Source organism: Pseudomonas sp., assembly GCF_046581935.1.
Lineage (GTDB): Bacteria > Pseudomonadota > Gammaproteobacteria > Pseudomonadales > Pseudomonadaceae > Aquipseudomonas.
In genome coordinates this window covers 204,866-218,663 of record NZ_JAYGFK010000019.1, presented here as the reverse complement: position 1 = coordinate 218,663, position 13,798 = coordinate 204,866, and the positions used below count along the sequence as shown (strand labels likewise).

Below are 13,798 nucleotides of genomic sequence, written 5' to 3'. Positions count from 1 at the left end.
ACAGGGGCGCGGATTATAGCGGAAATTGCTCAAGCTTTGATCAAAAATCCTCAACCAATCAAATCGCGCACCACATAAAGGCGCGCGTTAATTTATACGCACCAAATAAGTGCAAATATTTACTCGCCAGCAGCGCGCAGCCCCCGCCAACCCTGAGTTTCAGGCCTTACACCCATTCCTGTGCACTGGCATGCAATTTGCTCCCTTGTGAGGCAGGATGCCCTGGCGGAGTATGCCGCCGGCCGTAACATACTATTGAGGGCTCAGCATTCGAGCCTTATCCACCTGGAGGACAGCATGTCGAAGTCGATTCAACTTATTAAAGAACACGACGTGAAGTGGGTTGACCTGCGCTTCACCGACACCAAAGGCAAACAGCACCACGTGACCATGCCGGCACGCGATGCGCTGGACGACGAATTCTTCGAAATCGGCAAGATGTTTGACGGCTCCTCCATCCATGGCTGGAAAGGCATCGAAGCCTCCGACATGATCCTGCTGCCGGTTGACGAAACCGCCGTACTGGACCCGTTCACCGAAGAGCCAACGCTGATCATCGTTTGTGACATCATCGAGCCAAGCACCATGCAGGGCTACGATCGTGACCCGCGTTCGATCGCCAAGCGCGCTGAAGAATTCCTGAAAACCACCGGCATCGGTGACACCGTATTCGTCGGCCCAGAGCCTGAGTTCTTCATCTTCGACGAAGTGAAGTTCAAGTCCGACATCTCCGGCTCCATGTTCAAGATCTACTCCGAACAAGGCTCCTGGAACACCGACGCCGACATCGAAGGCGGCAACAAAGGCCATCGCCCAGCCGTCAAAGGTGGCTACTTCCCAGTTCCGCCGTGCGACCACGACCACGAAATCCGTACTGCCATGTGTAATGCCATGGAAGAAATGGGCCTGGTCATCGAAGTTCACCACCACGAAGTGGCGACTGCCGGCCAGAACGAAATCGGCGTGAAGTTCAACACCTTGGTTGCCAAGGCTGACGAAGTTCAGACCCTGAAGTACTGCGTACACAACGTGGCTGATGCCTACGGCAAAACCGCGACCTTTATGCCGAAGCCACTGTACGGTGACAACGGTTCGGGTATGCACGTACACATGTCCATCTCCAAAGATGGCAAGAACACCTTCTCCGGCGAAGGCTATGCCGGTCTGTCCGATATCGCCCTGTACTTCATCGGCGGCATCATCAAGCACGGTAAAGCACTGAACGGCTTCACCAACCCATCGACCAACTCTTACAAGCGTCTGGTCCCAGGCTTTGAAGCTCCAGTAATGCTGGCTTACTCTGCACGCAACCGTTCGGCTTCGATCCGTATTCCATACGTATCCAGCCCGAAAGCGCGTCGTATCGAAGCTCGCTTCCCTGATCCAGCAGCCAACCCGTACCTGGCTTTCGCCGCCCTGCTGATGGCAGGTATCGACGGTATCCAGAACAAGATCCACCCTGGCGATGCTGCTGACAAAAACCTGTATGACCTGCCTCCAGAAGAAGGCAAGTTGATTCCACAGGTTTGCGGCAGCCTGAAAGAAGCCCTGGAAGAGCTGGACAAGGGCCGTGCGTTCCTGACTAAAGGCGGCGTGTTCTCCGACGACTTCATCGACGCTTACCTTGAGCTCAAGCACGAAGAAGAAATCAAAGTACGCACCTTCGTACACCCACTGGAATACGACCTGTACTACAGCGTCTAATCCAGCGCGCAGTAACGAAAGGCCACCTTCGGGTGGCCTTTTTACGTTTAGCCGCCCACACATCACGGCCACACAGACCTTTTGCAACACTGTTTGCTGCGCTGGTACACGTCACGTCATCTGCGTGCTTGCCAGAGCGCTCCACCAGTGCAAGGCTTAGGGCACATCCATCAGGAGAGTCAGGCATGCGCCTTTTACTCATCTGCCTGTTTCTGGGCCTGGCCTTGCCGGCTACCGCGCAGATCTACAAATACATCGACGCCAATGGCAACACGGTATTTACCGACCAACCGCCAGAAGGCCAAGCCACGCAGAATGTCGAACTGCCGGTAACCAACAGCGTGGCCATGCCTGTACCAACCGAACCAAGCAACCCAGCCCCCAGCGAGCCCAACAACGTTGCGCCGTATAGCACGCTGCAACTGACTGGCCTACCCACTGATGAAGCGCTACGCGCCAACAACGGCAGTTTTAGCGTTGGCGTAGCGATTGAGCCGCGCCTGGCAAGCAACCACCGCCTGCGCTTAATCCTGGATGGCAAACCCTATGGCCAACCGAGCAACGTACCAAGACTGCAAATAACCAACGCAGACCGAGGCGAACATAGCCTGGCGGTGGAAGTATTAAGCGGCGAGCAATCCATCCAACAGAGCGACACCGTTACCTTCACCGTGCAGCGGGTCAACACCAACAGCCCAGCCCTGCGCCCACCACCACCCCCTCCAAAACCCAAACCGAAGCCAGCCCCCTAACTATGCGCAATCTGTTGTTCTGCGGCCTGATGCTGCTCGCCCTGCCCACCCTGGCGCAGGTCTACACCTATATAGACGCCGAAGGGAATCGGGTTTTCACCGACAAACCCAGAGCAGGTAATGCCGAGCGCGTCGAGCTAGCCCCGAGCAACTCAATGCCTGCCGTCCAGACGCCAACCGCGCCGGTTGTCACGACTAAAGCGCCAGAACCAACCCAGCGCTATAACCTGCTGCGTATTCTGGTGCCGCAGCCCGACGCCACTATTCGCGACAACACCGGCAACCTGATCGTCAGCATCAACAGCGATCCCGGCCTATTTCCACAACACAGCTACCGTCTACTGCTCGATGGCGTACCGGTGGGCGAGGCGGGCAGAAGCCCCGTATTCCCCCTGGAGAACATCGACCGAGGCACGCACCAGTTAGCAGCAGAAATTATCGATCAGCAAGGTCGCATTATCGAACGCACGCCCAGCCAACCCTTTCACATGATGCGCATCTCCCTTGCACAGAAGCGCACGGCCAATCCGTGCAAGAAGGCCGACTACGGCGTGCGCCCAGAATGCCCACTCAAAGACAAACCTGCAGAAAAGAAAGACATCCCTTTCGTGCCCTTTATCTGACATCGCACCAATAAAGCGCACGAAAAACCCTACACTTCTACAGCCTCCCTATTTTGGGTCGCAGCAAATTCCCCCGCTGCGCTGAAAAGCGGCCTATTTTCGGCATTCGACGGCTAAACACGCTTCTTTTCGGGGCTTTGGTTTACTTCTTGCATTTTCTAGCAGCATTGCTGGAACCCAAGGGTCTGCTGATATCCCATATGATCATTAACGACGCACTGCACCGCCTGCTACTGGACAACCTGACCACCGCCACCTTGATGCTCAACGACGACCTGCGTCTTGAGTACATGAACCCGGCGGCGGAGATGCTCCTGGCCATCAGTGGTCAGCGCAGTCATGGGCAGTTCATCAGCGAGTTGTTCACCGAATCCAGCGAAGCACTCAGCGCACTACGCCAGGCTGTCGAGCAGGCACATCCGTTCAACAAGCGTGAAGCGATGCTGACCTCGGTTAGCGGTCAAAACCTAACTGTCGACTACGCAGTAACGCCGGTATTCAACCGTGGCGAAACCCTGCTACTGCTAGAGATACACCCACGCGACCGCCTGCTACGCATCACCAAAGAAGAGGCGCAGCTGTCCAAGCAGGAAACCACCAAAATGCTGGTGCGCGGCCTGGCTCACGAGATCAAGAACCCCCTGGGCGGCATACGCGGTGCGGCGCAATTGCTGGCGCGCGAACTGCCCGAGGAAAGCCTCAAGGATTACACCAATGTGATCATCGAGGAGGCCGACCGCCTGCGTAACCTGGTCGACCGCATGCTCGGCTCAAACAAACTGCCCTCGCTGGCGCTGACCAACGTGCACGAAGTGCTAGAGCGTGTAAGCAGCCTGGTGGAAGCAGAAAGCCAAGGCAGCATCATTTTGGTGCGCGATTATGACCCAAGCATTCCGGACGTCCTGATCGACCGCGAGCAAATGATTCAGGCCGTACTGAATATTGTGCGCAACGCCATGCAAGCGCTGTCAGCACAGAGCGATCTGCGCATGGGCCGCATCACCTTGCGTACCCGTGCCCTACGCCAGTTCACCATCGGTCATTGCCGTCACCGCCTGGTGACCAAAATTGAAATTATCGACAACGGCCCCGGCATCCCCGCCGAGCTGCAAGAAACCATCTTCTACCCCATGGTCAGCGGGCGTGCCGATGGCACCGGCCTGGGCCTGGCCATTACCCAGAACATTATTAGTCAGCACCAAGGGCTTATCGAGTGCGAGAGCCATCCTGGCCACACCGTATTCTCGATCTTCCTGCCGCTGGAACAAGGAGTAACTTCGTCATGAGCCGCAGTGAAACCGTCTGGATTGTCGATGACGACCGCTCCATCCGCTGGGTCTTGGAAAAAGCCCTGCAACAGGAAGGCATGACCACACAAAGCTTCGATAGCGCCGACGGCGTACTCAGCCGCCTGACCCGCCAACAGCCCGACGTGATCATCTCCGACATTCGCATGCCGGGTGCCAGCGGCCTTGAGCTACTGGCGCGTATTCGCGAGCTGTACCCGCGCCTACCGGTGATCATCATGACCGCCCATTCCGACCTGGACAGCGCGGTTGCGTCCTACCAAGGTGGCGCATTCGAGTACCTGCCCAAGCCGTTTGACGTCGACGAGGCCGTCTCCCTGGTTAAACGCGCCAATCAGCATGCGCAAGAGCAGCAAGGTTTCGCCGCCCCGGTAGAACAGCCACGCACCCCGGAAATCATCGGCGAAGCGCCAGCGATGCAGGAAGTCTTCCGCGCCATCGGCCGTCTTTCGCACTCCAATATCACCGTACTGATCAACGGTGAATCTGGGACCGGTAAAGAGCTGGTGGCCCACGCCCTGCACCGCCATAGCCCGCGTGCGGCGTCGCCCTTTATCGCCTTGAACATGGCCGCGATCCCCAAAGACTTGATGGAATCGGAGCTGTTCGGTCACGAAAAAGGTGCCTTTACCGGCGCGGCCAACCAGCGCCGCGGGCGCTTCGAACAGGCCGATGGCGGTACGCTATTCCTTGATGAAATCGGCGACATGCCGGCCGACACGCAAACCCGCCTGCTGCGCGTACTGGCAGACGGCGAGTTCTATCGCGTGGGCGGTCACACCCCGGTGAAGGTCGACGTACGTATCATCGCCGCCACCCACCAGAATCTGGAAACCCTGGTACAGGCCGGCAAATTCCGTGAAGACCTGTTTCACCGCCTCAATGTCATCCGCATCCACATTCCGCGCCTATCGGACCGCCGCGAAGACATCCCAACCCTGGCCCGGCATTTCCTCAGCCGCGCCGCGCTGGAACTGGCGGTTGAACCCAAGCTGCTGAAAAGCGAAACCGAAGACTACCTGCAACAACTGCCTTGGCCCGGCAACGTCCGCCAGCTAGAAAACACCTGCCGCTGGATCACCGTGATGGCCTCGGGCCGTGAAGTGCATGTCGACGACCTGCCGCCCGAACTGCTCAACCAGCCACAAGAGAGCGCCCCCGTCAGCAACTGGGAACAGGCTCTACGGCAATGGGCCGACCAGGCCCTGGGCCGTGGCCAGTCCAACCTGCTGGATACCGCCGTGCCGGCCTTCGAGCGCATCATGATCGAAACCGCTCTCAAGCACACCGCCGGCCGCCGTCGCGACGCCGCCGTATTGCTGGGCTGGGGCCGCAACACCTTGACCCGCAAGATCAAGGAGCTGGGTATGAACGTCGATGGCAATGATGACGAGGATGGTGACGACTAACCCGCCTGCTTTTCACGCAATAAACCAACGGGCCGCTTAGGCCCGTTTTCTTTGGCTGTTTAGTCATACGCCTGCAATATCGGTCGCTCGATAAGCAGCGCCAAGCAGACGCCACGAGCAACAACCCTGCTAAGCAATAAATCGGGCAATAAATTCAGAACGCGCAAAAACACCGGAGAACGGGACAGCTCTGCGCGCTACCGCCAGAAACATGCGTAAAAATGCTCCAGTGCAATGCACCACTACCGCCCCGTGCACAGACGCGGTTCACATCGCAGCGCGCGCAGCACCAGCATAAAACCCGACAACACCTCCGCAAGCTCAGTATTTACGGGCCCTGCAAGCACAGTAATAAAACTGGCACACAGTCTGCATAGAGTAAAGTAATCCCAGTTTTGGGGACCTTGGTACAGGCAGGCCGGGGATTCCCCTCTTTTATTGCTCCAGTAGGCTGATCACCAGCCGCCAGCGCCCGTCCACTTCCTCAGCGTGCCACTCACCACGCAACGGACGGGCCGCCACCACTCGCAACACCAAGTCCCTCCTCTCCCGCTGCAAACGCCAATTAGCCAAACGCCCAGCAATCTGCAGCTGACCTTGCTGCTGACGGCCAAAGCTCTGCATGCGCAGAATAAACACGCCATTGGCATGCTCTTCTAGAGGCACGGGCTCAACGTTGAACCACAACTCAAGCGCGTGCTCACGCACGTCCACCTGCTCAAGCCAGAGCGGGGCCGGCTGCATAAGCCGGCCAATCATCAAACCGATTAAAAAGCCAAATATCGCTAACGACCCCATCACCCGTAACCACGGACGAGGGCGTGGGTCTGTAGAATGCTGCTCGTCTTCAAGCTCGGAGCCGCGCATGTTTCACGTCATCCTTTTTCAACCAGAAATTCCACCGAATACCGGCAACATTATCAGGCTATGCGCCAACAGCGGCTGTCACCTGCACCTGATCGAGCCGCTGGGCTTCGAGCTGGATGACAAACGCTTGCGCCGTGCGGGACTGGACTATCACGAATATGCCCCGCTTAAACGCCACCCAGACCTCGCCAGCTGCCTGGCCAGCCTCGGTCAACCGCGCGTATTTGCCTTTACCACCAAAGGCTCACAGCCGTTTCATGAGGTCAGCTACCAGCCAGGTGACGCCTTTCTGTTCGGTCCGGAGAGTCGCGGTCTGCCACAAGATATTCGCGACGGCTTACCACCCGAACAGCGCGTGCGCTTGCCGATGCGCGAAGGCTGCCGCAGCCTCAACCTGTCCAACACCGTCGCGGTAGCGGTCTATGAGGCCTGGCGTCAACAAGGCTTCGCCCTGCTCGAGTGAACTGCCACCAAGGATGACCGGCCACAAAAAACGCCCCGTAGGGCGTCTTTTGCTTACCGCACAGAACCTTAGTGGGCCGTAGCAGTTTCACCCGCTTGCTGCATGCGCTGCAGTTCTTGGGCATACAGGGCGTCAAAGTTCACCGGTGCCAGCATCAGCGCCGGGAACGAGCCACGCACAACCAGGCTGTCCAAGGTTTCGCGCGCATACGGGAACAGAATGTTCGGGCAGAACGCGCCCAGGGTGTGGCTCATGGATGCGGCATCCAGGCCTTTGATCAGGAAGATCCCTGCCTGCTGCACTTCAGCGATAAAGGCCACTTCTTCGCCAGTTTTCACGGTAACCGAGAGTGTCAGCACCACTTCGTGAAAGTCGCCATCCAGCGGCTTCTGCCGGGTATTGAGGTCCATGGCTACGCTAGGTGCCCACTCCTGGCGGAAAATCTCCGGGCTCTTCGGCGCTTCGAAGGACAGGTCACGCACATAAATGCGTTGCAGGGAGAATTGCGGATTTTGCTCGTCCTGAGCGGCAGCGTTGCTAGCTTGTTCTGTCATGGCAAAGCCTTCTTCTCGTTAAATACTGATAAACAGGGAAATTAAACCTTGAGCAGCGCGTCGAGCTTGCCGGCACGCTCCAGGGCATAAAGATCGTCGCAGCCACCCACATGGGTGTCGCCGATCCAGATCTGCGGCACAGAGGTCTGACGAGCCTTGCGGGTCATTTCTGCGCGCACATCCGGCTGGCCATCTACTTTGATCTCATTAAAGGCCACGCCTTTATGGGTCAGCAGTTGCTTGGCACGGATGCAATACGGGCACCAATCGCTGGAGTAGATGACGACTGGTTGCATATCACTTCACCAACGGCAGGTTGTCGCCACGCCAGCTGGCTACGCCGCCGGACAGCTTGGCAGCAGTGAAGCCGGCCTTTTTCAGATCGCGACAAACGGTGCCCGCGTGCTGGCCCATGGCGTCGACGACAATCACTGTCTTGGCCTTGTGCTTCTCCAGCTCAGCGATGCGTGCGGTGATTTTTTCATACGGAATGTTCAGTGCGCCGACGATATGCCCGGCAGAAAAATCCTTTTGCGCCCGAATATCCAGCACCACGCCTTGCTCGCTGTTAACCAACGCAGTCAGCTCGCGACTGCTCAGGCTCTGTCCACCCTTACGCGCTTCGGTAAAGATCAGCAGCGCCAGCAGAATCACGAACAATCCGCTCAGCACATAGTGGGTAGTGGCAAATACAATCAAGTTGGCAAGCATTATGCGGTTCCGGAACGGTAAAATGTCGGCCAGTATACACAGCCACACAAGCCGACCAAACCCCGCGCGGCGGTGACGTTTGCCGCACTTGGCCGTAAACTGCCCACCCTTATAACCTGCCCTTCGACCCAGAGCGAGCCAGCTTTATGAGCGCCACGCCCAAACCACTGGTACTGATCATCCTCGATGGCTTCGGCCACAGTGACAACCCAGAGTCCAACGCCATCATGGCGGCCAACACACCGGTCTACGACCATCTGCGCGCCACCCAGCCAAATGGCCTGATCTCAGGTTCAGGCATGGACGTAGGCTTACCAGACGGCCAAATGGGTAATTCCGAGGTTGGCCACATGAACCTTGGCGCGGGCCGCGTGGTGTATCAAGACTTCACCCGAGTGACCAAAGCCATTCGCGATGGCGAGTTCTTCGAGAACCCAACCATCACCAGCGCCGTGGATAAAGCGGTAAACGCAGGCAAAGCCGTGCACATCCTCGGCCTGCTCTCAGACGGCGGTGTACACAGCCACCAGGACCACCTGGTAGCCATGGTTGAACTGGCTGCCCAACGCGGTGCCGAGAAGATCTACCTGCACGCCTTCCTTGACGGCCGCGACACCCCGCCACGCAGCGCGCAGCCGTCCATCGAGCTGCTCGACGCCACCTTTGCCAAGCTCGGCAAAGGCCGCATCGCCAGCCTCAGCGGACGCTACTTCGCCATGGACCGCGACAATCGCTGGGACCGCGTGCAGCAGGCCTATGAGCTGATCGTCAACGGTACTGGCCAGTTCAACGCCGCCAGCGCCGTAGAAGGCCTGAATGCCGCCTATGCCCGCGACGAAAGCGATGAATTCGTCAAAGCCACCACCATCGGCGAGCCCGTACAGATGGCTGATGGCGACGCCGTGGTGTTTATGAACTTCCGCGCTGACCGCGCCCGCGAGCTGACCCGCGCCTTTGTCGAGCCCGGCTTCAAGGAGTTCGAGCGTAAGCGCGTGCCGCAACTGGCCGGCTTCATCATGCTCACCCAATACGCCGCGAGTATCCCGACGCCAAGCGCCTACAAGCCAGAAGCGCTAACCAACGTACTGGGCGAATACCTGGCCAATAATGGCAAAACTCAACTGCGCATTGCCGAGACCGAGAAGTACGCCCACGTCACCTTCTTCTTCTCCGGCGGCCGTGAAGAGCCCTTTGAGGGCGAAGAACGCATCCTGATCCCCTCGCCGAACGTCGCCACCTATGACCTGCAGCCGCAGATGAGCGCGCCGGAAGTCACCGACAAGATCGTCGACGCCATCGAAAACCAGCGTTATGACGTGATCATCGTCAACTACGCCAACGGCGACATGGTCGGCCACACCGGCGTGTTCTCCGCGGCTGTTGCGGCCGTAGAGTGCCTGGACAGCTGCGTTGGGCGCATCGTCACAGCGCTGGACAAGGTGGGTGGCGGAGCACTGATCACCGCCGACCACGGTAACGTCGAGCAAATGGCCGACGAAAGCACCGGCCAGGCACACACCGCGCACACTTGCGAGCCTGTACCATTCATCTATGTCGGTAAGCGCCCGGCGAGCATTCGTGCCGGCGGCGTACTGGCGGACGTCGCGCCAACCCTGCTGACCCTCATGGGCCTGCCCGTGCCAGCAGAAATGACCGGCACCAGCATTGTCGAACTGAATTAAGCGTTTAACCGCAGGCCATGAGCAATTCTTGGCCTGCGGCAAAGTGCTGGCTGCTTCACGCTGTTAATTCAGCCTTGCCCGCAACACTTATGACTTGCAGCTTGCGGTCAGTTTTTTAGGCATACTAGACGCGTTCTTGCCCCAGGTACTGCCAGCCCCATGTTTCGTGCCCTTGCCGCTGTTTTTCTCACCCTCGTTCTGACGCCAGCCATTGCTGACGAAAAGACTGACGCCCAGAAACAACTGGATGCCGCCCGCGCCGATGTCAGCGAGCTGAAACAACTGCTGAACAAATTGCAGCAGGAGAAATCCGGCGTACAGAAAGACCTGAAAAAAACCGAAAGCGAAATGGGGCAGCTGGAAAAGCAGGTCAAAGACCTGCAACAGGACCTGCAAAAAAGCGAAGAGGAAATTCAGCGCCTCAATCGCGAGAAAAAAAAACTTGAAGACGCGCGTATTGAGCAACAACGCCTGATTGGCATCCAGGCCCGCGCCGCCTACCAAAGCGGCCGCCAGGAATACGTCAAACTGCTGCTCAACCAGCAGAACCCGGAAAAGTTCTCGCGCACCCTGACCTACTACGACTACCTCAGCGAAGCGCGCATGGAGCAGCTCTCCACCTTCAATGAGACGCTGCGCCAACTGGCTAATGTCGAGCAGGATATCGCCCAACAGAAAGACCAGCTTCTGCAACAGAAAAGCGCTCTCGACGGTCGCCGCGAACAACTCGCCGATGTGCGCAAAGAACGCCAACTGGCCCTGGCCAAACTGAATAAAGAATTCTCCGCCCGCGGCCAGAAGCTCAAGGCCCGCGAGCAGGAACAAGCCAACCTGGCGCGCGTCCTGAAAACCATCGAAGAAACCCTCGCCCGCCAGGCCCGCGAAGCCGAAGCAGCGCGCCAACAAGCCCTGCTTGCCGAGCGTGAGCAGCCACGCAGCAGCACTAAAGCGGACAACAGCGGTCCATTAGTCAGCTCCGGAGCTAGTTTTGGCGGGCCATTTGCCAAGGCCCGGGGCAAATTACCCTGGCCAGTTAACGGCCGCTTGGTCGCGCGTTACGGTACGCCACGCGGCGAAGACGCCAGGACTAAGTGGGACGGGGTTCTGATCGGCGCCAGTGCCGGCAGCCAGGTGCACGCCGTGCATGGCGGGCGCGTGGTGTTTGCTGACTGGTTGCGCGGCTCAGGCCTTCTGGTCATTCTCGATCATGGCAACGGTTACCTGAGCCTCTACGGGCACAACCAAAGTCTGCTCAAGGATGCCGGTGACATCGTTAAGGCCGGTGAAGCAATCGCCACCGTTGGCAACAGCGGCGGCCAGGAAACACCAGCACTGTATTTTGCAATTCGCCAACAGGGCCGCGCCATCGACCCAGCCCAATGGTGCCGCGCGCAGGGCTAACAGACTGTTTGAACGCGCCGCGCGCCTGTTGTTAGCGACGCAGCGACAACGCAGCTAGCTTCATCAACGGCCTCCACGCCGCGACTACCGATTCAGGACCAGGAGTAAGTTCGACATGCCGCATCTGTTCCGCCTCACCGCTCTCGCGCTGGCCGTTACCCTATTGGGCGGCACTGCCGCCTTGGCCGCGCCGGCTGAAGCCCCCGCTACAGCCAATGACAGCGCGCCACTGCCGCTGGATGAGCTGCGCACCTTCGCCGAGGTGATGGACCGCATCAAATCCGCCTATGTCGAGCCGGTCAGCGACAAGACCCTGCTGGAAAACGCGATCAAAGGCATGCTCAGCAACCTTGATCCGCATTCGGCTTATCTGGAGCCGGAAGCCTTTCGCGACCTGCAGGAAAGCACCAGCGGTGAATTTGGCGGCCTGGGCATAGAGCTAGGCACCGAAGACGGTTTTCTCAAGGTGGTGTCACCGATTGACGACACCCCTGCCGCCGCAGCGGGCATTCAGCCAGGCGACTTAATCGTGAAAATCGACGGCCAGCCGACCAAGGGCCTGTCGCTGATGGAAGCCGTGGATAAGATGCGCGGCAAGGCCGGCAGCGATATCGAGCTGACCCTGGTACGCGAAGGCGGTAAGCCGTTCGACGTAGAGCTAACGCGCGCGGTGATCAAGGTCAAAAGCGTGAAAAGCCAGCTGCTTGACGACGGCTACGGCTACATCCGCATCACCCAATTCCAGGTCAACAGTGGCGAAGAAGTCGGCAAAGCTCTGGCCAAGCTTCGCAAAGACAACGGCAAAAAGCTCAGCGGCATCGTCCTCGACCTGCGCAACAACCCCGGCGGCGTGCTGCAGGCGGCAGTGGAAGTTACCGACCACTTCCTCAAAAAGGGTCTGATTGTTTACACCGAAGGCCGCATCGCCAACTCCGAACTGCGCTTCAACGCCGACCCGGCCGACGCCAGCGAAGGCGTGCCATTGGTGGTGCTGATCAATGGCGGCAGCGCTTCTGCCTCGGAAATCGTCGCCGGCGCTTTACAGGATCACAAGCGCGGCGTGCTGATGGGCACCGATAGTTTTGGCAAGGGCTCAGTACAAACCGTGCTGCCACTGAATAACGACCGCGCTCTGAAGCTCACCACTGCGCTGTACTTCACCCCCAACGGTCGCTCAATCCAGGCTCAGGGCATTGTCCCTGACATCGAAGTGAAGCGCGCCAAGCTGACCCGTGAGCAGGATGACAGCAGCATCAAGGAAGCCGACCTACAAGGTCATCTGGGCAACGGCAACGGCGGTGCTGACAAGCCGAGCAAGGGCAAAACCACTGCAGCAAAACGCCCGCAGGATGACGACTACCAACTGAGCCAGGCACTTAACCTGCTCAAAGGACTGAACGTCACGCGTGGTGAATAAAGCCTGCCAGTAGCAAAGAAAAGCCCGGCGCTGAGTAACTCAAGCCGGGCTTTTTATTACCTGCAATGAAGGTCTACAGGTAGTTATTCGTCATCTCATCAACAAAGCCTTCGGCGCGCAGCTCGTCGAGAGCCTTCTGCAAACGTTCTACCACCTCATCCGGGGTGTCCTTGTTGAGCGCCAGATACAACTCAGCCTCGTTAAAGCGCAGCGCAGTATTCAAACCACTCACGCCTTCCTGCTTGGCCAGGTAACGCCCAACCGGGTCAGTGGTTGCCCACAAGTCGATCTTGCCGCTGAGCAGCTTCTTGATGTTTTCCTGATCGCGCAGGGCGTTGTTCGGTTTCAACCCTTGGCTTTCCAAATGCTGGCTAACCGCATCGTTTTTGTAAGCACCGATCTGGTACTGCGCAGCATCCTTAAGACTACCGACCGTAATGTTGTTGCCCGGTGCGGCCAATAGCACCCAGCCAGTCTTCGCCAACGGCCCCACCCATTTGAACAGCGGCTGACGCTCGGCGGTGAAAGTGGTGGAGAACAAACCGTAGTTGGGCTTATCCAGAGTCAGGCGATAGAGCCGATCCCAAGGGAAACGCAGCGTCAGGGTGTACTTGATACCGGCCCGCTTGAACATCGCCCGTACGATCTCGGCACTGATACCGTCGATCCCGTCATCGCGGGCAAAGTTCTTATCGTCCACCGCCATGTTGAACGGCGGGAAGTTCTCGGTGAGCAACACCACTTTGTAATCAACTGGAAGCTCTGCGCGGGCTGCGCAGGCACTTAGAACAAGTCCGAATAACAGGCCGGCTTTCAGGGTTTTCAACATAGGTCATTCCGCTCGCATGCTTGTGATTATGGCTCGCGGCATCCTTGCTCGGACGGGTGCCCGGCGACGTATGGTGCTT

The 13,798-nt window shown here is 58.3% G+C and carries 14 protein-coding genes; 9 read left to right on the top strand and 5 right to left on the bottom strand.

Features of this window, described 5'->3' with window-relative positions; all coding sequences use genetic code 11:
• The first annotated feature begins 297 nt into the window (after positions 1-297).
• From glnA to ntrC, 5 genes are all read left to right on the top strand, one after another.
• Positions 298-1,704 carry a glutamate--ammonia ligase gene (gene glnA, locus VCA57_RS17870; protein ID WP_411186413.1) on the top strand — a complete coding sequence of 469 codons (1,407 nt, stop codon included), beginning with the start codon at positions 298-300 and terminating at the stop codon, positions 1,702-1,704.
• Between the two features lie 185 nt (positions 1,705-1,889).
• Positions 1,890-2,456 (top strand): DUF4124 domain-containing protein, encoded by a 567-nt coding sequence (locus VCA57_RS17865; RefSeq protein WP_411186412.1) that lies wholly within the window; start codon positions 1,890-1,892, stop codon positions 2,454-2,456.
• A gap of 2 nt (positions 2,457-2,458) precedes the next feature.
• Positions 2,459-3,079, top strand: coding sequence for a DUF4124 domain-containing protein (locus tag VCA57_RS17860; RefSeq protein ID WP_411186411.1), 621 nt, complete (start codon positions 2,459-2,461; stop codon positions 3,077-3,079).
• A gap of 200 nt (positions 3,080-3,279) precedes the next feature.
• Positions 3,280-4,365, top strand: a complete 1,086-nt coding sequence (gene glnL, locus VCA57_RS17855; protein WP_411186410.1) for a nitrogen regulation protein NR(II) — start codon at positions 3,280-3,282, stop codon at positions 4,363-4,365.
• Entirely contained in the window at positions 4,362-5,795 is a 1,434-nt protein-coding gene (gene ntrC, locus VCA57_RS17850; protein WP_411186409.1) for a nitrogen regulation protein NR(I), read from the top strand. Before glnL ends, ntrC begins: the two co-directional genes overlap by 4 nt.
• A 435-nt stretch (positions 5,796-6,230) precedes the next feature.
• On the opposite strand, the gene VCA57_RS17845 is transcribed toward ntrC, so the two are convergent.
• Positions 6,231-6,662 (bottom strand): hypothetical protein, encoded by a 432-nt coding sequence (locus VCA57_RS17845; RefSeq protein ID WP_411186408.1) that lies wholly within the window; start codon positions 6,660-6,662, stop codon positions 6,231-6,233.
• Between VCA57_RS17845 and trmL the strand changes: the two genes are divergently transcribed.
• Entirely contained in the window at positions 6,661-7,125 is a 465-nt protein-coding gene (gene trmL, locus VCA57_RS17840) for a tRNA (uridine(34)/cytosine(34)/5-carboxymethylaminomethyluridine(34)-2'-O)-methyltransferase TrmL (RefSeq protein ID WP_411186407.1), read from the top strand. The genes VCA57_RS17845 and trmL overlap by 2 nt on opposite strands.
• 68 nt (positions 7,126-7,193) lie before the next feature.
• On the opposite strand, the gene secB is transcribed toward trmL, so the two are convergent.
• Genes secB through VCA57_RS17825 form a run of 3 tightly spaced genes read right to left on the bottom strand, consistent with a single transcriptional unit; the run spans position 7,194 to position 8,390 of the window.
• Complete coding sequence (gene secB, locus VCA57_RS17835) at positions 7,194-7,679, bottom strand: protein-export chaperone SecB (protein ID WP_411186406.1); 486 nt, start codon at positions 7,677-7,679, stop codon at positions 7,194-7,196.
• 41 nt (positions 7,680-7,720) lie between these two features.
• Positions 7,721-7,975 (bottom strand): glutaredoxin 3, encoded by a 255-nt coding sequence (gene grxC / locus VCA57_RS17830; protein ID WP_411186405.1) that lies wholly within the window; start codon positions 7,973-7,975, stop codon positions 7,721-7,723.
• 1 nt (position 7,976) lies between these two features.
• Positions 7,977-8,390, bottom strand: a complete 414-nt coding sequence (locus VCA57_RS17825) for a rhodanese-like domain-containing protein (protein WP_411186404.1) — start codon at positions 8,388-8,390, stop codon at positions 7,977-7,979.
• Between the two features lie 146 nt (positions 8,391-8,536).
• On the opposite strand from VCA57_RS17825, the gene gpmI reads away from it, so the two are divergent.
• From gpmI to VCA57_RS17810, 3 genes are all read left to right on the top strand, one after another.
• Complete coding sequence (gene gpmI / locus VCA57_RS17820; protein ID WP_411186403.1) at positions 8,537-10,072, top strand: 2,3-bisphosphoglycerate-independent phosphoglycerate mutase; 1,536 nt, start codon at positions 8,537-8,539, stop codon at positions 10,070-10,072.
• 159 nt (positions 10,073-10,231) lie between these two features.
• A complete protein-coding gene (locus tag VCA57_RS17815; protein WP_411186402.1) occupies positions 10,232-11,473 on the top strand; it encodes a murein hydrolase activator EnvC family protein in 1,242 nt (413 codons plus the stop codon).
• A gap of 115 nt (positions 11,474-11,588) precedes the next feature.
• On the top strand, positions 11,589-12,890 hold the full coding sequence (locus tag VCA57_RS17810; protein ID WP_411186401.1) for a S41 family peptidase: 1,302 nt from the start codon (positions 11,589-11,591) through the stop codon (positions 12,888-12,890).
• 73 nt (positions 12,891-12,963) lie between these two features.
• Here VCA57_RS17810 and VCA57_RS17805 read toward each other — a convergent pair whose 3' ends face one another.
• A complete protein-coding gene (locus VCA57_RS17805) occupies positions 12,964-13,719 on the bottom strand; it encodes a substrate-binding periplasmic protein (RefSeq protein ID WP_411186400.1) in 756 nt (251 codons plus the stop codon).
• Positions 13,720-13,798 lie beyond the last annotated feature (79 nt).